Origin of the sequence: Turicibacter sanguinis, assembly GCF_013046825.1 — a bacterium.
GTDB lineage: Bacteria > Bacillota_I > Bacilli_A > MOL361 > Turicibacteraceae > Turicibacter > Turicibacter sanguinis.
The window spans coordinates 2617028-2635537 of the sequence record NZ_CP053187.1 but is presented as its reverse complement, the minus strand read 5'-3'; the positions used below and the strand labels follow the sequence as shown (position 1 = coordinate 2635537).

Here is an 18510-nt window from a genome sequence, read left to right as displayed (position 1 = left end):
TATGAAAGGATTTTTAACAGAAGATTTCTTACTTCAAAATGAAACGGCTAAAGTTTTATATCACCAACATGCTAAAAAAATGCCAATTATTGATTTTCATAGTCATTTAAGTGCAAAAGAAATTTATGAAAATAATAAATTCTCAAATATTTCAGAAGTATGGCTTGGAGGAGATCATTATAAGTGGCGTGCGATGCGTGCTCTTGGCGTGAACGAATCAATTATCACTGGAAAAGAGGTATCAGGAGAAGAAAAATTTAACGCATGGGCTAGTTCGATGCCATATTTAATTGGAAATCCACTTTATCACTGGACACATTTAGAATTACAACGTTACTTCAACATCAAAACACCGTTGAGTGCAAAATCAGCCAAAGAAATTTATGAAGAATGTAATCGTTTATTAGCAACGGAAGATTTCCGAGTACGTGGATTAATCGATATGATGAATGTCGAAGTCATTTGTACAACGGATGATCCATGTGATGATTTAAAATATCATCAGTTAATTAAAGAAGAAGGAACTTGTAAAGCTCAAATTTTACCAACTTTCCGACCTGATAAAGCGGTTAATATTGAATTAAGCTGGTTTACCGCTTGGGTTCAAACGTTAAGTCAAGTAGTTGGATATGACATTCATGAGTTATCTGATTTATTTAAAGCATTAGAAGAGCGTATGGATTTCTTCGTTGAGTGTGGATGTAAAGCCTGCGATAACGGGGTAGATGTTTTAGCATTTACCGATTCAACAGTTGAAGAAGCTGCTGAAATCTTTAAAAAAGCGATGTCTGGTGCGACTTTAACAAAAGAAGAAGTTGAGAAATACAAAACACAACTTTATTTATTCCTTGGGGAACAATACCATAACCGTGGTTGGGTGATGCAATTTCATATTGGAGCACAACGTAATAATAATACGACAATGCTTGAAAAATTAGGGCCAGATACAGGATATGATTCAATCAATAACTCTTTAGATACACAAAAATTATCTAAATTCTTAAATAGTTTAAATTTAAAAGGCGCATTACCAAAAACGATTATTTACGATTTAAATCCAAGCGATAATCATAAAGTCGTCACTTTAATGCAATGTTTCCAAGATGGTGTGACACCAGGTAAAATTCAGTTTGGATCTGGATGGTGGTTTAACGATCATAAAGATGGAATGAATGATCAAATGCGCGCGTTAGCAGCAAACGGTGTATTAGCAAAATTTGTTGGGATGTTAACAGATTCAAGAAGTTTCTTATCATTCCCTCGTCATGAATATTTCCGACGTCTATTATGTCAATTATTAGGGGAATATGTTGAAAATGGGGAATATCCAAATGATGTAGAGTTCTTAGGACAAATTGTAGAAGATATTTGCTATAACAATGCAAAATCATTCTTTAATTTAGATAAATAATTGTTTGTGGGGGTCAATAATGAAAGCATTAAATAATGAAATTTTACCAAATAGAAAAGAAAGACCGATAAAAATTGTTCAATTTGGAGAAGGAAACTTCTTAAGAGCATTCGTCGATTGGATGATTCAAGAATTAAATGACGCTGGAGTATATAATGGAAATATTGCCGTTGTCCAACCACAACCTTTTGGACGTGTGAAAGAATTAGCGGAACAAAATGGATTATATACGGTGATTCAAGAAGGGGTTCAAAATAATGAATTCGTTTCAAAATCACAAATTATTGATAGTATTAGTGAATTTATTGATCCATATATGAATTTTGAAGCTTATTTACAATTAGCTGAAGTTGAAACCTTAGAATTAATGATTTCAAACACAACTGAAGCCGGAATTGTGTTAGATGAATCAGATTCGATTGAAGCAACACCACCTAAAACATTCCCTGGTAAAGTGTTAGCCTTCTTACTTCATCGCTATCGTCATTTCAATGGAGATCTGACAAAAGGATTATACATTGTTCCATGCGAATTAATTGATAATAATGGAGACGAGTTACATCGTTGTGTGAAACGTTTAGCAGAAGTTCATCACCTTGAAGAAGGATTTATGACATGGTTAGACGAAGCGAATACCTTCACCAATACATTAGTTGATCGTATTGTTCCGGGATATCCTGCTAAACGTATTGAAGAATTTACAAACCAATTTGGTTATTTAGATAAAAATATGGTACTAGGTGAAGTCTTCCATTTATGGGTGATTGAGGATCGAAATGGTATTTCTTCTGTTTTAAAAGGAGCAGAAGCCAACTTAAATATCTTATTTGTGAAAGATATTAAACCTTACAAAATCCGCAAAGTCCGTATTTTAAATGGACTGCATACGTTAATGGTTCCTGTTTCTTACTTATATGGGATTGATACAGTTGGAGAAACAATGAACGATGACTTAATGTTAACTTTCTTAAATCATACGGTAGAAGATGAGATGATTCCGGCAACGGAACGCTATTTAACTGCTGATGAGTTACGTCAGTTTGCCAAAGAAGTTTATGACCGATTTAATAATCCTCGTGTCCGCCACGAATTAATGTCAATTGCTTTAAATTCAACTTCAAAATTCAAAAGTCGTTTATTACCCACAGCATTGGATTATGTTGAACGCTTTGGGAAATTCCCAACACACATTGAATTCTCATTGGCAAGTTTATTAGTGTTCTTCCGTGGAAAACGAGGGACTGAGGTCATTGCGCTTCAAGATGAGGCAGATTTCTTAGAATTCTATCGAAATGTTTGGAATCGTTATGAAGCAGGAACTGCAACGGTTCGTGATGTCGTGACTGAATTTTTAGGAATGGAAGATCATTGGGAAATGAATTTAAATGAGATTCCAAACTTAACTGATGAATTAACAGCGATTGTTGAAGACATCTTAAGTGATGGAATGGAAACTGCATTAAAAAAAGTTTGTTAGTGGTGGGGATATGATGAGACCGTTTATTAAATTACATGAAGATGATAATGTAGTCGTTGCCTTGGTTAATTTACAACCAGGTGACGAACTAACGATTGATGAGCACTCAATCGTTGTAAAAGAAGAAATCAAAAAAGGACATAAATTAGCCATCAAAAAGATTGAAGAAAATCAAGATGTTGTCAAATACGGTTTTGCGATTGGACATGCAACCCAATTCATTGAAGTGGGAACTCATGTTCATACTCAGAATGTGAAAACGAATTTAAATGATTGTTTATCTTATGAGTACCAGCCTAAATCAAAACGTGCTGATAAATTGTTAATGGATCGTGAAATTCGCGTTTATCATCGTAAAAATTGGGATATTGGAATTCGTAATGAATTATGGATTATTCCAACTGTTGGATGCGTTAATAAGACAGCTGAAATTATCAAAGATCGTTTCTTAAAAGAAGTTGATAATCTAACGATTGATGGTGTATTCTCATATGCCCATCCATTTGGATGTTCTCAGATGGGGGATGACCATGAGACAACTCGTAAAATCTTACAAAATATTGCTAAACATCCGAATGCAGGTGGAGTTTTAGTACTTGGACTTGGATGTGAAAATAATCAAGTTTCAACATTTAAAGAAACAATGGGTGAGTATGATGAAGAACGAGTACGCTTCTTAGTTGCTCAAGATGTTGAAGATGAGATTGAAGCAGGTGTCAAAATTCTTCATGAGTTATATGAGGTCATGAAACAAGATTATCGTGCGACTTCTTTACTTCGTAACTTACGTGTTGGGTTAAAATGTGGAGGAAGTGATGGATTCTCAGGAATTACGGCAAATCCTTTACTTGGATATTTCTCTGATTATTTAGTAAAAAGTGGGGGAACAACTGTTTTAACGGAGGTTCCAGAAATGTTTGGAGCTGAAACGATTTTAATGAATCGTGCTAAAGATGAGGCAACGTTTGATAAAATTGTCCATTTAATCAATGATTTTAAAGGGTATTATGAACGAAACCATCAAGTGTGTTATGAAAATCCAAGTCCTGGAAATAAGGCGGGTGGAATTACCACACTTGAAGATAAATCATTAGGATGCACCCAAAAAGCAGGAACATCTGAAGTGGTCGATGTTTTGAGATATACGGATCGTTTAGAACATAATGGCTTAAATTTACTTCAAGGGCCAGGAAATGACTTAGTGGCAGTGACAGCTCTTGGAAGTGCCGGATGTCATTTAGCCTTATTTACGACTGGGCGTGGAACCCCATTCGGTGGATTTATTCCAACGGTAAAAGTAGCGACTAATTCTGACTTAGCCAATAAGAAAAAACATTGGATTGACTTTGATGCGGGTGCTATGTTAACCGCATCAACGACAGAAGAGGTCGTTGAAGATTTTATTAATTATATTTGCGATGTATGTAGTGGAAAATGGACAAATAATGAATTTAATGGACACCGTGAAATTGATATTTGGAAATCAGGTGTAACATTATAACAATCCATAAAAAGACACTTAAATATGTTAAAACTTCATTAATTTAGGTGTTATAAAATGTTATAATAGGAGGTGATTAAGACGATGAAATTAGGAATTCGAGCTCATGATATTGGAACATTACCACCTAAGGATTTAGTTGATTCATTGGTAGAGAAAGGGTTTCATTCTATTCAGCTAGTTTTAAATAAGGCGATTGAATATCAAACGCAAATGCCTAAGATTTTAGATGAAGAGTTAGTTGAGGAGTTAAGTCTCTTTTTAAATGAGAGTCATGTCGAAGTTGCCATGCTTGGAGCCTATTTTAATCCCATTCATAGTGACAAGGAAAAAGTAAAAGATTCCGTTGAAAACTTTAAAAATCATTTAAGAAAAGCTCATTGTTTTAACACGACGTTAGTTGGAACGGAAACGGGATCTTATAATGATGATCAGTGGACATTCCATGAATCAAATGGTAGTGAAGAAGCTTTTTTAGAAGTGAAACGTGTTTTTTCACAACTTTTAGAGGTTGCAAAAGAATCTAATACTTATCTTGCCATTGAACCGGCGTATCAACATGTGATTTCAACTCCACGTCGTTTAAAACGTTTAATTGATGAATTGAATCATCCAAATACCGTGGTAACGTTTGACTTATTCAATTTATTGTCGAATGAGAATTATAAAAATCAACATCGATTAATTGATGAAATGGTTGAATTATTTCATGATAAGATTCGAATTGTTCATGCCAAAGATTTTATGGTCGAAAATCAACAAATAAGACAGGTAGCACCAGGAAAAGGATTACTCGATTATAAATATCTTCTTTCAAAATTAGAAGAATTAGATCAAGAACCAACGATTATTTTTGAAGGAGTCGTGGGTGAAGATATTTCTTATAGTCAACAGTATTTATTGGAGCTCCTTCAGTCTTAAATATTATTAAAGGACGTAGGAGAGTTTATGAAAATAAATCGAACAGCTAAACGAACCATTGAAATACTTGAATTAATTGCGTCATCCTCTGAAGAGTTGACATTAAATGATATAGCAACACGCCTTGAAATGCCAAAAACAAGTGCCTTTGATATTTTAGAAACATTAGTTGAGTTAAACATGCTATATATTAAAGAACATCGTTTAAAAACTTATGCCATTGGTGTCAAAGCATACGCCATTGGAATTGCTTATTCGAAGACTTCATTACTTTTAAACTCAGCGAATCCAATCTTAAGACAATTAAGCTTACAGACAGGACATACCGCTTTTATTGCAAAAGAGAATAATGGTAAATTAATATTTACGCTGAAACATGAGCCAACTAAGCGAATCATTGCAACGCCAGAGATTGGGGATGAAACTTATTTACATTCAACGGCCATTGGAAAAGCAATTTTAGCGTTTTCACCTCATCATGAGGAATTAATCAGGAAATTACAATTACTACCTTTAACTGAGCATACCATTACATCTAAGGTTGCTTTAAAAAGTGAACTTCAGCAAGTTAAAGTTAAAGGGTATGCAATTTCATGCCGTGAACATGAGGAGCATACGATGGCGATTGCTGCACCAATCTTTGATTATAATGGCGTGGTGTCATCTTCAATCGGAATCGTTAGCCTGTATAAAGAGGGTTACGATGTTGAACAAGATGCACAACTTGTAAAAGAAGCTGCTTATAAAATATCAAGGCTACTTGGCTATCAGGGATAATTTTATCAAAAAGGGGAATTAAAAATGAAATTAGAAACTCGTTATTCAAATCATCCAAATGATGTAAAACATTATACAACAGAAGAATTACGTGAACATTTCTTAATTGAAAAGGTATTCGTTGCGGATGAAGTCCAGTTAACTTATTCTCACAACGATCGTATCATTGCTGGTGGGATCATGCCTGTTGAGCAGCAATTAACACTAGTAGCTGGAAAAGACATGGGAGTTGATTCATTCTTTGAACGTCGTGAAGGTGGAATTATCAACATTGGGGGATCTGGACGTATTGTCATCGATGGCGAAGTATTTGAATTAAATTATCAAGATGGACTATATATTGGGCTAGGGGTTAAAGAGATTACATTTGAGTCAATTAATCAAGAGCAACCCGCTAAGTTTTATTTTAATAGTGCACCGGCTCACCATCATTATCCTCATACTTTAATTACATTAGAAAAGGCGAATAAAGTACACTTAGGATCAGATGCTGAATCAAATAAACGTACGATTAATCAATATGTTCACCCAGCTGTTTGTCAATCTTGTCAGTTAGTAATGGGAATGACCATTTTAGCGCCAAATAATATGTGGAATACGATGCCATGTCATACGCATGAGCGTCGTATGGAAGTTTATTTTTACTTTGATTTAGATGAAAACAGCAATGTGTTCCATTTTATGGGACAGCCACAAGAAACACGTCACTTAGTCGTACGTAATGAACAAGCGGTTATTTCACCAAGTTGGTCAATTCACTCTGGCGTTGGAACAAGCCGTTATACATTCATCTGGGGAATGTGTGGAGAAAATATCACATTTGATGACATGGATCATGTTGCTATGAAAGATTTAAAATAATAAACAGGATAAATGAGGTGCCTTATGAAAAAATTCGAAGTAATCAAATCCTTAACAGATACAGGGGTAGTTGCCGTGGTTCGTGCAGAAAATGCACAACAAGGAATTGAAATTTCAAAAGCATGTTTAGCAGGTGGAATTAATGCCATCGAATTAACTTTCACAGTTCCAAATGCAGATGAAGTCATTAAAACATTAGTTAAAGAATTTGGAGATGAGATGTTAATCGGAGCGGGGACGGTTCTAGATAGTGAAACAGCTCGTATTGCAATTTTAGCAGGATCAAAATATATCGTATCTCCAGGGTTCGATTTAGAAACAGCTAAATTATGTAACAGATATCAAGTTCCTTACATGGCTGGATGTATGACAATTACTGAAATCATTACAGCTATGGAAGCTGGAGTAGATATTGTTAAAGTATTCCCAGGAAGTGCTTATGGACCAGACTTTGTTAAAGCAGTTAAAGGACCACTTCCACAAGCAAACATTATGCCAACAGGTGGAGTGAGCTTAGATAATGTTGATCGTTGGATTAAAAATGGTTGTGTAGCAGTTGGAGTAGGTAGCGACTTAACAGCACCAGCTAAACATGGTGATTATGCAGGTGTAACAGAGCTTGCTAAACAATTCGTTCAAAAAGTAGCTGAAGCTCGTCGATAATAGGGGGATATCATGAAAAAGTTTGTAACCTTAGGGGAGATTATGCAACGTTTAACCCCTCCAAACCATGATAAATTAGAACAATGCACTTCATTGAATGTGACTTATGGTGGAAGTGAAGCAAATATTGCGATTGCTTTAGCGAATTTTGGACATGATGTAAGGTTCGCTACAAAGCTTCCAAATAATCCATTAGGAGTGGCAGCATACCGCTCGCTTCGTCAGTATGGAATTGATTTATCACCTACGATTATGGGTGGTGATATTTTAGGAACCTATTATGTTGAAGTTGGGCACTCCATTCGTTCTTCAAATGTCGTGTACAATCGTAAACACTCAGCGATTGCGAATATCAAATATGATGAATTAAGTCTCACTGACATTTTAAAGGATCGCACACACTTACACGTCAGTGGAATTACACTTGCACTTGGGGAAGACCTTAAAAATTTCACTATTGATTTAGTAAAGAAAGCATTTGATTTAGGACTGATCATTAGTTTTGATTTTAATTACCGTGCTAAACTATGGACAGTTGAAGAAGCTGCTCAAGCGATTCGTCAAGTGTTGCCATATGTTCATATCGTGTTTGCAAGTTTATACGATATTGAAACCATTGGTGGATATACAACCGGTGAAGAATATGCGACGGTTGAAGCGCACCGCCAAGGTGTTTTCACACACTTTATGAATCATTCAAACTGTAAATGTATTTTTGGAACCATGCGTGAGCAGCATTCAACTCATCAAAATAGTTTAAGTGCGTATTGTTACACAGCTGAGGGGCTTGTACACTATACGAAAAAATATACCTTTGAAATTGTGGATCGTGTTGGAGCAGGAGATGCTTTCGTTGCAGGGTTAATGAATGTTTTAAATTTAGAAGAGCAAAACTATGTTGAAGCGGTTGAGTATGGATTAGCAAGTGGTGTTTTAAAACATACGATTAATGGTGATGTTTTAATTGCCAATGACAGTGATATTAAAGATCTGTGTAATGGATCAGTTGGAATGAAACGATAATTATAAAAGGAAAAGGGGAAAAGTCATGATTTTAGAACAATTCAATTTATCAGGTAAAGTAGCAATCGTAACAGGAGCAGGAGTAGGGTTAGGACGTGGAATGGCTTTAGGATTAGCAGAAGCAGGAGCTGATATTGTAGCAGTTGGGTTAGGAGCTTTAGATGAAGTTAAAGAAGCAATTGAAGCAACAGGTCGTCGTTGTTTACCTATTCAAGCAAACTTAATGTCAATTGATCCAGTTCAAGGAATTATTGATGCAGCGGTAGCTGAATTTGGACATGTTGATATCTTAGTTAACAACGCTGGGATTATTCGTCGTGAAGATGCAGTTGATTTCTCAGAACAAAACTGGGATGATGTGATGAATATCAACTTAAAAACAGTCTTCTTCTTCTGCCAAGCTATGGCAAACCAATTTATTAAACAACAAACGGGTGGAAAAATCATTAACATTGCCTCAATGTTATCATTCCAAGGTGGAATTCGTGTTCCTTCTTATACAGCAAGTAAATCAGGAATCAAAGGAATCACAATGGCCATGGCAAATGAATGGGCTAAATACGGAATCAATATTAATGCAATTGCACCAGGATATATGGCAACTGATAATACAGCACAATTACGTGCTGATGAAAAACGAAGTACAGAAATTTTAGATCGTATTCCTGCTGATCGTTGGGGAACACCTGAAGACTTAAAAGGACCAGTTGTATTCTTAGCAAGCTCAGCAAGTGACTATATCAATGGATATACAATCGCTGTTGATGGTGGATGGTTAGCACGATAATTTATAATAAGCAAAAGGGCACGCCAAGCGTGCTCTTTTTAATGAAACCATCATATGTTGAAATGTCGTATTTTATTTTAAAATAGGTGGCATTAGCTCGTATAATTTGATGAAGAATCACTTTATAATAGCTCATGAATATCAGGTTTTAGGACTCGAGGTGGGTGTAAGTGAAGGATATGAAACGATTAAAAAAAGAAATCATGCTACTCGGAATTCCCATTTTGATTGAACAGATTTTAACCACTACGATGGGAATGATGAACACCATGCTTTCTTCTAATTTAAAAGGTCAAGAAGGAATTAATGTTGTGTCAGCGATTTCAATGATTGACTCGTTTAGTTACTTGTTTATTTCTGTATTTACAGCATTAGCGATTGGGGGAACTGTTGTTGTTGCACAGTATATGGGGCGAGGAGATTGTCAAAAAGCAAATGAAGCAGCAAAACAAGGGGTAATGTCTGCAACTTTCATTTCAATTTTGATTACCATATTCTTATTTATATTTAATGCGCCACTCATTAGGTTGATTTATAACAGTGTTGAACCACAGGTTATGGAATATGGAATTAAATATTTTGGAATTGTCTTATTAAGTTTCCCATTTATGGCAATTACCTTAATTGCTAATGGAGTATTACGTGGGGCAGGAGATACAAAAACTGCTGCTATTAGCAATGTTATTGCTAACATTTTTAATATTGGATTAACCTATTTATTTCTATATGTCTTTGAATGGGGAATTATCGGTGCAGCTCTTGGAATTTCGCTTGCCCGTGCTATCGGGGCTAGTTATGTCCTATGGATCTTAATGAGTGGGAAAAAGGTGCTCAAACTAGAGAAACTGCATCACTATAAACCAAATTTTAAATTTTTAAGGCAAATTTTTTATGTTGGGGTGCCAGCAGGAGTTGAATCCATTATTTTTCATTTAGGAAAGCTACTGACACAAGTGTTTATTGGGGGAATGGGAGCTATTGCCATGTCTTCGAATTCCATTGCAAATTCCATTATTAACTTAATCAATATTCCGGGGAATGCTCTAACTACTGTCTCGACAACGATTATTGGACAAGAAATTGGGCGAGCGGAATATGATGAGGCTCGAAAAAGTTTAAGCTATATTACCCGCTTCGCCACCATATGTCTTGTTATTTTAGGTGCTTTATCGATTCCAACCGCGTGGTATCTTGTCGCGCTCTACACTGATCATGAAGCTGTGATGGATTATGCAACTAAATTAATTCAACTTAATGCCTTAGCGACACCGATTTGGGCCTTTTCATTTGTTTTACCAGGGGGGCTAAAAGGAGCAGGAGATGGAAAGTATACAATGAAAACAGCGATTACCGGTATGTGGGTCTTCCGCGTAGGACTTGGATATTTATTCGGTGTTGTCTTAAAATGGGGCGTATACGGTATCTTCATTGCCATGTTTGTCGATTGGGCAGTAAGAGGAACGCTATATATGATTCGCCTTCGTGGAGACAAATGGTTATCTCATCGATTGACAGATGATGAAGAAACAAAAGAAAAACTAAAAATTCAGGCTACTTAGACAAATAATATAAAAAAGACTATCAATCAAGATAAAATGTTATCGGTTTGATAGTTTTTTTGTTGGAAAAATAATAAAATAGACGGAGAGATTGTTTTCAAAGAAAATCAACCTTTAACTCAATAAATAAAACACTTATTTCAATTTCATGAGATAATAGGAAAGCTGTTGACGGACAGATTGTTATAATCTGAGGGATCGAAAGAAGGAATGGACATTTCTTTTACTAGAAAAAGAGAGAGATCAAAAATTATGGAAGGAGTTGAAGCAATGAAACTACTAGTAACAGGTGGAGCAGGTTTTATTGGCTCAAACTTTATTAATTATAGATTGAAAAAATATCCAAAAGACACTGTTGTGAATTTAGATGCTTTAACGTATGCAGGTAATTTGGAAAATTGCCAGAAGTTTGAAAGCAATCTAAATTACCAATTTGTAAAAGGCGATATTACCGATCGAGAGTTTATTTTTTCATTATTTGAAAAAGAGCAATTTGATGTGGTGGTAAACTTTGCGGCTGAGTCTCATGTCGATCGTTCGATTACACAACCGGACCTCTTTTTAAAAACGAATATTTTAGGAACACAAGTGTTGATGGATGCAAGTCGGGAGTATAAGGTTAGTCGATTTCATCAAGTTTCAACAGATGAAGTATACGGAGATCTCCCACTTGATCGACCAGATTTGCTTTTTACAGAATCATCTCCACTTCATACGTCAAGTCCTTATTCTGCTTCTAAAGCATCAGCTGATTTACTTGTACTCGCTTACTACCGGACATTTGGTTTACCAGTGACGATTTCCCGCTGCTCAAATAATTATGGACCCTATCAGTTTCCTGAAAAGCTCATCCCATTAATGATTCGCTGTGGGCTTAAAGGAGAGAAATTACCTGTTTATGGAACGGGGTGTCAGGTCCGTGATTGGTTACATGTTGAGGATCATTGTCAGGCCATTGATTTAATTTTACAAAAGGGGCGTTTGGGTGAAGTCTATAATGTTGGTGGGCATAATGAACGAACAAATTTAGAAGTGGTGATGACGATTATGCGGGCATTGAATATTTCAGAGAATCAATTATCATTTGTTGAAGATCGATTGGGACATGATCAACGTTATGCGATTGATCCAACGAAAATTCAGACTGAACTTGGTTGGTATCCCGTTCATTCATTTGATGATGGGATTCAAGAAACGATTGAGTGGTATTTATCTCATCAGGATTGGTGTGATCACATTGAACGTGGTGAGTATCAAAAGTATGGTAATTTTAAATGATAATTGTAGTAACAGGTGTAAATAGGTAACGAAATTATTCATTGTTTAACATATTCAGTAGTAAACAAAGCAGAAGAAACCGAATATTACTTTAAAGTAATTTGAAATGCCACAAGAATCAGATTCATGTGTACGGCGCTAATAAATTAAAAGAGGAACCAGATGTTCAAGAGATATTAGATAAATTCGGTATTATCTGCATTTCATGGGTTTTTAGTAAGAGTGGGAATAATCTTATAAAAACAATATTGCGATTGATATGAGTTTCCCGCTCAAATAGTTGAACTAACTGAAGTCAGTGCTAGTTTATTAAAAATTTCAACAACCGAATAGGGGGCAAAAGTCAAGAGGCCACTCAATAGCCGATTGAGTAAAACTAAACTAATTGAAGCGGGTTTTTCCCTGTCACCGTTACGGTCAGAGTCTCTTAACGAATATTTAAAAAGCCTTTAGGTTTTCATAAGACCTAAAGGCTTTTGTTTTATTTTGCTAAAACAACTAATTCAATTGAATCAACTGTTAATTCATTGACTGAGTTTTGTTCCGTTAGGACACCAGCCTGATTGGCAATTAATTGATAATCATCTTTTAGTTTGATATCAATTGAGGTATGTGTTGGGTTCATGAATACTTTAATTTCTTCGTATGGTCCATAAGCTTGTACATTAGAAATCGTGTATTCAATCACACGATTTTCAAGACTACGTACAGTCACGTGTTTTTTTATTTCTTCTGCTGTGTTTAAGCGAAGAGCTTTTAATTCTTTACGTAATTTGATGAATCCTTTTACGAATTCGACTGTTTCAATGTATTCGTCTTTGCGGTCCCAATCTAGTTTATTCACACTATCAGGTGACGTATAAGAATTATGGTCTCCGTCTTTTGTACGGTTAAATTCTTGACCGGCATGTAAGAAGGCAATCCCTTGAGAGACTAAGATTAAAGCGGTAATCATTTTTTGACGTTTTAATCGAGTTTCTAATGATTCGCATTTATTTGATAACATAATTTTATCAAATAGTGTCATGTTATCATGACACTCAACGTAGTTTAACGTCATGGTTGGTTCTTTAAAGACTGGTTTTGTTCCAATAGAAGTGCATGATCCCGCTATGACGTTCATCGCACGATTAATTTCTCCTGTGTATCCAAGACCGTATCCAATATCAGACATTTCTGTTTCAAAAGGTGATCCTTTAATTCCACGTCCGAATTGGTCATTAAAGTGCGCAATTTTTGGCATTTTTTCATTATTGAACATCATCGCTTTTAATTCATCATCCATTAATGTTGGCATATTCCATCCTTCACCATATACCATGACAGATGAATCAATCGCCTGGCATTCTTCTGTTAGTTGGTTCATCGTATCGATATCCAAAATTCCCATTAAGTCAAAGCGGAATCCGTCAAATCCATAATCACGAATCCACATTTTTGTTGAGTCAATAATGAATTTACGGCACATTGGACGTAACGAGTCAACGTCATTTCCGCACCATGAACCATTTGAAACTTCACCATTTTCACCTAGGCGGAAGTAGTAGTTAGGCACAATATTTTCAAAGGCTGATGATCCGGCATCAAACATATGATTGTAAACAACATCCATTGTGACACGGAATCCTTTTTCATGAAGTTTAGCAATCATTTGTTTCATTTCAATGATGCGTGAATAAGGATTTAAAACATCTGTTGCGTAAGAACCTTCTGGGACGTTGTATTGAACTGGATCATACCCCCAGTTATAAGTTTCGAATTGATTTAATTCATCGACTGATCCAAAATCGTAAGTCGGTAATAACTGAATATGTGTAACACCTAAGTCAACTAAATAATCAAGACCGGTTAAAGTCCCACGGCTTGTGCGAGTTCCTTCCTCAACAACTCCTAAGAATTTACCCACATTTTTAATTCCTGAATTTTTATGAACTGAGAAGTCACGAACGTGCATTTCATAAATAATTGCATCGGTATATGACTGTACTTTTGGTGCCATCTCGCGATTAGAGTCAATTTTAATTTTTTCAGGATCGACGATCACTGTACGTTTATGATTTGGAGTTGACGCAATGGCATATGGATCAGTTGCCTCATTCCATGTTCCATTAACTTTAACGAGGTAAACATATGAGGCTAATTCTAAGTCACCTTTAACGGTTGCAGTCCATACTCCATTTTCTTCACGTGATAAATCATAAGTTTGATAATCACCCTTAACTTTGATATCCACTTTTACACGATTTGCAATCGGTGCCCATACTTTAAAGATTGTCGCTTCTTTTGTGTATGTTGTTCCTAAATCATCACCCGCGTAGTAGAATTCTTCATCGAATTCTTTTGTACGGACGACATATCCAAATTGTAAAGGCGTTTGTAAATTATGGTCATCTGCCACACGATACTCTCCACCAAATGTTAAGCTTGGAGATTTTAATAAGTATTTAACGTAATCTCCATCTTCAACTTTTTCAAGGATTTCTAATTCAACTGAGGCTGAATTTTCATCTTTTAAACGGAAAGTAGAGCTTTCCCCATTATAAAACGTCTTTTTTAAATAAACGGTAATTGTTTCATATTGATCCACATAAGCTTCGAATGTTTGCATCTTTCTCATGTCTAAATCCCCCTTATCATACTGTTGTTTTCATTATAGCGAAGAAAATCAGGATAAGAAAGGGCTTTTAAGAGTGTAACCCATTACACGTTGAATCGTTTCAATACAACTTTTTATAAATTAAGGTTATAAGGGTGAAAAAACGAGACATACTAAAAATAGGTATATCATAAGGAGTGTCTTTTCTATGAAAAAGTTATTGTATATTGTTGCAAGTTCGAAGCCGGAATCTTTATCGAGTTGTCAACGAGGTGCACGTATTTTCTTAAATTGTTTTTTAGAGCAGCATCCTGAGTATGTGATTGAAGAAATTAATGTTTTTCATGATGCTATTCCACAACCAAATGATCACCATTTTTTATCACGCGCTACCCTTGTTAATGGCGACCGATTTAGACAGTTAAGTGAGCAAGATCAAAACATTGTCAATCGGATGCAACAACTGTGTGACCAATTTAAGAGTGCCGATCGCTATGTCATTGCAGCACCGATGTGGACGTTATCATTCCCTTATAAATTAAAGCAATACCTAGATTGTTTGATTTTAAATGACCAAACGATTTCTATTTCTCCTAAAGGGGTAAAAGGCCTACTTCATACTAAAAAACGAAAGGCAATTTATATTCAATCATCTGCTGATATTTACCCATTTAAAAGTATGAGTATTCCGTTCGTTTGAACTCGTGTCAATCATGGAATTACGTATCTTTATGATGTTTTTCGTTTTTTAGGAATTGAGTGTATTGAACCGTTACTCATTCAGGGAACTGAAATTGATGATAGTGGCATTGAACTTGCGTTAGCAAAAGCAAGTGGTGAAGTGGCACATCGATGTGAGGCGTTTAAATAAGAAGGAGGATTTTTGATGTCATCATTTTTAGAAAAAATGTTTGTGATAGAAGGGATTATTTTTGGGGTTCTTGGAATCTTGTTCTTTATCTTCCCAATAGAAACGATTATGAGTATGAGCACGATTATTGCCGTACTATTTGTAATTGTGGGCATTTCAACGATTATTCGGACAAGTGGACGGGAAGAAAGATGGTTCTTTATTTTTAATGGAATCATTAATATCTTATTTGGCTTAGTTTTATGGCTCTATCCCTTATCAACGATTAATATTTTAATTTTCTCTTACGGAATTTGGGTCTTAGTTCGTGGTATTTATTTGTTATTGATGTCATTGACTAGAGGATATTTTGGGTTAAATGCTTATACAGTTTATAATGTGATTTTAATTTTATTTGGTGTCATTGTGGTCTTTCAACCGTTCACAGTACTAATGACAGCACCGTATTTGATTGGAACGGCTCTTATTGTCACAGCGGTTGGTGAAATTTATCTAGGAATAAAACTTAAAGATACGTTTTAAAAGCTTCTATTTGGAAGCTTTTTTTCTTTCTATATTATATAAGGATATTGTTTGTTTTGTTATTTAGGATTTAAGGTGCATTTTTAAACCGTTCTTTCTCATATTTCAAGAGGTGACCCATCTCTGTTTTTATTGTATAATAAGTCCATCAAATAAAACGAGGTGGAAGTATGATTATTGATTCGCATGCTCATATAGGGGAAATGTTAAATTTTAAGCTCTCAGAAACCGTATTACTAGATTCAATGGAACGATATGCGATTGATTTTTGCTTAGTTTCGAATGTTGAATCTTCAGAAGTTGATCATGAACAAGTACTCATTCCAAGTTGCTCTCAACATTCACAACTAAAGAGTAATGAGAGAGTATTGAAGTTTGTAAAGCAGCATCCCAATCGATTAGGTGCTTTAATCTGGGTGAAACCGTTGCTTGAAGCGGTTGATGCCTCTTTAGAGGCATTGATTGAAGAAAATCGAGCGGTTATCTATGGTTTAAAAGTTCATCCTTATCATTCAAGGGTGGCATTTGATGATAAACGGATGATTCCTTATTTTGAGTTGGCACGAAAATATCAGCTTCCAATTGTGACTCATACCGCAAACGATCCGTATTCAACACCGTTACATGTTTATGAGGTAGCCAAGCGATATCCTGATTTGAATTTTGTGATGGTGCATTTAGGGCTCGGAACGGATCATGAATTAGCGATTAAACTGATTTCAAAGTTACCGAATCTTTATGGTGATACAACTTGGGTTAATGCAAAAGATACCCTTAAAGCCATCAAAGTTTGTGGAGTGGATAAAATCATGTTCGGAAGTGATAATCCGATTGATGGATTGGAGACTCTTGGAAAGCGTATTTATCAAGATTATTTTTATGACCTGAAAAATTCTTTAAGTCATACGGATTACGAAAAATTAATGGGGTTAAATGCCAAACAAATTTTTAAGATTAAATCATTCTAAATGATGAGTGGTTATTTGTGGTATTTTATTTTTTATTATCCAAAAATTTTTAAGTTGTGATATGATTAAATGTGGAATAAACAGGAGAATGGTGAGTAGAATGGAGATAGTTTTATCACAAAATAGAGCCGTCGGCGAATCTCAAAAAGTACACTTTATTCGTCACTTTTTAAATTTAAAAGCAAGCAGTAGTCACTACACTGCGATTTCATATGAAAGAGACATTTTGGATTTTTTTCAAGTTGATTATATTGAACAGATTCAATTAGAACAAATCATAGCAGTTAATATGTTTGATGTCGAACATTATTTACTTGATTTAAAAGGAAAAGGATGTGCTTCTGCTACGATCAATCGCAAGGTCTCTTCACTGAGCTCTTTGTATAAGTGGCTATTAAAATATCAAGATAATCGAACGGGAAAATCATTACTTTATTTTAACCCGTTTGGAAATTTGAAAGATGAAAAGCCAAAGGTGAATAATAAGGAAACAGAGTTTTTAACTCAGGATGAGTGTCAACGACTGATCTCAATCTTTGATACAAGAAAAATTGTGGAACTTCGTAATAAAACCATTATCGTCTTAGCACTTACGACTGCACTTCGTAAATCTGAAATGATTAATATTAAATTAAAAGATATTACGACATATGGTGAGTATGATGTCATTCATGTCATGCGAAAAGGAAATAAAAAAGATATGGTAAAAATTCAGTCGAGTCTGAAGCGGTTGATTGAAGAATATATCGAGCGCACTAATCGTGATATGATCCAGGATGCAGAATCATATTTATTTATTGGCCACTCTCGTAATAAAAGGAATAATGAGAAACTTGATCCAAGCTCTTTGAATTATATGTTGAAATCAACTTGTAAAAAGGCTGGGATAGATAAACATTTAAAAGTTCATTCAACTCGGCATACGGCAATTACCCTTGCTATTACAGGTGGGGCAAGTATTGAAAAAGTTCGAGATTTTGCGGCTCATCAAAATATAGCGACAACCAATCGATACGTCCATTCGATAGATAAATTAAAAGATAATGCAGGGGACTATATTCATATTGATGATTTATTTTAATTTTTACAATGAAAATAAGGTTCGATAAAATTTATGTTGTAGTCCTTTTATCTTATAGGCTCGTAGCAAATAGACGAATTTGAAGTTTATTTGCTACGAGTTTTTTTACTTCAAATAGGTTCTTCGAATATAGGAAATTAGCTTAAAATAAAAAAATCTTAAAGTAAATGATTATGTCTATACACCAGATAGTTTCTTTGAATATAGTATCTTA

The 18510-nt window shown here is 35.1% G+C and carries 17 protein-coding genes; 16 read left to right on the top strand and 1 reads right to left on the bottom strand.

Features of this window, described 5'->3' with window-relative positions; all coding sequences use genetic code 11:
* Nucleotide 1 precedes the first annotated feature (1 nt).
* The 12 genes from uxaC (at nt 2) to HLK68_RS14840 (ending at nt 12521) form a co-directional block, all read left to right on the top strand.
* Nucleotides 2–1411: a glucuronate isomerase gene (gene uxaC, locus HLK68_RS12795; protein WP_006784713.1), complete on the top strand. Its 1410-nt coding sequence runs from the start codon at nt 2–4 to the stop codon at nt 1409–1411.
* A gap of 19 nt (nt 1412–1430) precedes the next feature.
* A complete protein-coding gene (locus HLK68_RS12790; protein ID WP_006784712.1) occupies nt 1431–2888 on the top strand; it encodes a tagaturonate reductase in 1458 nt (485 codons plus the stop codon).
* Between the two features lie 13 nt (nt 2889–2901).
* On the top strand, nt 2902–4389 hold the full coding sequence (locus tag HLK68_RS12785; RefSeq protein ID WP_055165560.1) for a UxaA family hydrolase: 1488 nt from the start codon (nt 2902–2904) through the stop codon (nt 4387–4389).
* A gap of 84 nt (nt 4390–4473) precedes the next feature.
* Nucleotides 4474–5310, top strand: a complete 837-nt coding sequence (locus HLK68_RS12780) for a sugar phosphate isomerase/epimerase family protein (RefSeq protein ID WP_006784710.1) — start codon at nt 4474–4476, stop codon at nt 5308–5310.
* A 27-nt stretch (nt 5311–5337) separates the two neighbouring features.
* Entirely contained in the window at nt 5338–6087 is a 750-nt protein-coding gene (locus HLK68_RS12775; protein ID WP_006784709.1) for an IclR family transcriptional regulator, read from the top strand.
* Nucleotides 6088–6111: 24 nt separating this feature from the next.
* Nucleotides 6112–6948 carry a 5-dehydro-4-deoxy-D-glucuronate isomerase gene (gene kduI, locus HLK68_RS12770; protein ID WP_132942715.1) on the top strand — a complete coding sequence of 279 codons (837 nt, stop codon included), beginning with the start codon at nt 6112–6114 and terminating at the stop codon, nt 6946–6948.
* A 24-nt stretch (nt 6949–6972) separates the two neighbouring features.
* Entirely contained in the window at nt 6973–7611 is a 639-nt protein-coding gene (locus HLK68_RS12765) for a bifunctional 4-hydroxy-2-oxoglutarate aldolase/2-dehydro-3-deoxy-phosphogluconate aldolase (RefSeq protein ID WP_006784707.1), read from the top strand.
* Between the two features lie 12 nt (nt 7612–7623).
* The gene (locus HLK68_RS12760) at nt 7624–8634 is read left to right on the top strand and encodes a sugar kinase (protein ID WP_006784706.1); all 1011 of its coding nucleotides are present in this window, start codon (nt 7624–7626) and stop codon (nt 8632–8634) included.
* Nucleotides 8635–8659: 25 nt separating this feature from the next.
* A complete protein-coding gene (gene kduD / locus HLK68_RS12755; protein ID WP_006784705.1) occupies nt 8660–9421 on the top strand; it encodes a 2-dehydro-3-deoxy-D-gluconate 5-dehydrogenase KduD in 762 nt (253 codons plus the stop codon).
* Nucleotides 9422–9600: 179 nt separating this feature from the next.
* Nucleotides 9601–10980: an MATE family efflux transporter gene (locus tag HLK68_RS12750; RefSeq protein ID WP_070099668.1), complete on the top strand. Its 1380-nt coding sequence runs from the start codon at nt 9601–9603 to the stop codon at nt 10978–10980.
* Between the two features lie 270 nt (nt 10981–11250).
* Complete coding sequence (gene rfbB / locus HLK68_RS12745) at nt 11251–12258, top strand: dTDP-glucose 4,6-dehydratase (RefSeq protein ID WP_039930899.1); 1008 nt, start codon at nt 11251–11253, stop codon at nt 12256–12258.
* A gap of 128 nt (nt 12259–12386) precedes the next feature.
* Nucleotides 12387–12521: a sugar nucleotide-binding protein gene (locus HLK68_RS14840; RefSeq protein WP_202795348.1), complete on the top strand. Its 135-nt coding sequence runs from the start codon at nt 12387–12389 to the stop codon at nt 12519–12521.
* Between the two features lie 218 nt (nt 12522–12739).
* On the opposite strand, the gene pulA is transcribed toward HLK68_RS14840, so the two are convergent.
* Nucleotides 12740–14875, bottom strand: a complete 2136-nt coding sequence (gene pulA, locus HLK68_RS12735; protein ID WP_006784702.1) for a type I pullulanase — start codon at nt 14873–14875, stop codon at nt 12740–12742.
* Nucleotides 14876–15062: 187 nt separating this feature from the next.
* Here pulA and HLK68_RS12730 point away from each other — a divergent pair, with 187 nt between their 5' ends.
* The 4 genes from HLK68_RS12730 to HLK68_RS12715 all read left to right on the top strand — a co-directional run bounded on the left by HLK68_RS12730 (nt 15063) and on the right by HLK68_RS12715 (nt 18296).
* Entirely contained in the window at nt 15063–15554 is a 492-nt protein-coding gene (locus HLK68_RS12730; protein ID WP_238843601.1) for an NAD(P)H-dependent oxidoreductase, read from the top strand.
* 186 nt (nt 15555–15740) lie between these two features.
* Nucleotides 15741–16247, top strand: a complete 507-nt coding sequence (locus HLK68_RS12725) for an HdeD family acid-resistance protein (RefSeq protein ID WP_006784700.1) — start codon at nt 15741–15743, stop codon at nt 16245–16247.
* 170 nt (nt 16248–16417) lie between these two features.
* Nucleotides 16418–17215 (top strand): amidohydrolase family protein, encoded by a 798-nt coding sequence (locus HLK68_RS12720; protein ID WP_006784699.1) that lies wholly within the window; start codon nt 16418–16420, stop codon nt 17213–17215.
* Between the two features lie 100 nt (nt 17216–17315).
* On the top strand, nt 17316–18296 hold the full coding sequence (locus HLK68_RS12715) for a tyrosine-type recombinase/integrase (RefSeq protein ID WP_006784698.1): 981 nt from the start codon (nt 17316–17318) through the stop codon (nt 18294–18296).
* Nucleotides 18297–18510 lie beyond the last annotated feature (214 nt).

Excerpts from the sequence above, each read along its gene's own strand:
- HLK68_RS12715 (WP_006784698.1), top strand. The coding sequence starts at position 17,316 with ATGGAGATAGTTTTATCACAAAATAGAGCCGTCGGCGAATCTCAAAAA.
- rfbB (WP_039930899.1), top strand. The coding sequence starts at position 11,251 with ATGAAACTACTAGTAACAGGTGGAGCAGGTTTTATTGGCTCAAACTTT.
- HLK68_RS12760 (WP_006784706.1), top strand. The coding sequence starts at position 7,624 with ATGAAAAAGTTTGTAACCTTAGGGGAGATTATGCAACGTTTAACCCCT.
- kduD (WP_006784705.1), top strand. The coding sequence starts at position 8,660 with ATGATTTTAGAACAATTCAATTTATCAGGTAAAGTAGCAATCGTAACA.
- HLK68_RS12775 (WP_006784709.1), top strand. The coding sequence starts at position 5,338 with ATGAAAATAAATCGAACAGCTAAACGAACCATTGAAATACTTGAATTA.
- HLK68_RS12765 (WP_006784707.1), top strand. The coding sequence starts at position 6,973 with ATGAAAAAATTCGAAGTAATCAAATCCTTAACAGATACAGGGGTAGTT.
- HLK68_RS12750 (WP_070099668.1), top strand. The coding sequence starts at position 9,601 with ATGAAACGATTAAAAAAAGAAATCATGCTACTCGGAATTCCCATTTTG.
- HLK68_RS12790 (WP_006784712.1), top strand. The coding sequence starts at position 1,431 with ATGAAAGCATTAAATAATGAAATTTTACCAAATAGAAAAGAAAGACCG.
- HLK68_RS12785 (WP_055165560.1), top strand. The coding sequence starts at position 2,902 with ATGAGACCGTTTATTAAATTACATGAAGATGATAATGTAGTCGTTGCC.
- HLK68_RS12730 (WP_238843601.1), top strand. The coding sequence starts at position 15,063 with ATGAAAAAGTTATTGTATATTGTTGCAAGTTCGAAGCCGGAATCTTTA.
- HLK68_RS12725 (WP_006784700.1), top strand. The coding sequence starts at position 15,741 with ATGTCATCATTTTTAGAAAAAATGTTTGTGATAGAAGGGATTATTTTT.
- HLK68_RS12720 (WP_006784699.1), top strand. The coding sequence starts at position 16,418 with ATGATTATTGATTCGCATGCTCATATAGGGGAAATGTTAAATTTTAAG.
- HLK68_RS12780 (WP_006784710.1), top strand. The coding sequence starts at position 4,474 with ATGAAATTAGGAATTCGAGCTCATGATATTGGAACATTACCACCTAAG.
- kduI (WP_132942715.1), top strand. The coding sequence starts at position 6,112 with ATGAAATTAGAAACTCGTTATTCAAATCATCCAAATGATGTAAAACAT.
- uxaC (WP_006784713.1), top strand. The coding sequence starts at position 2 with ATGAAAGGATTTTTAACAGAAGATTTCTTACTTCAAAATGAAACGGCT.
- pulA (WP_006784702.1), bottom strand. The coding sequence starts at position 14,875 with ATGAGAAAGATGCAAACATTCGAAGCTTATGTGGATCAATATGAAACA.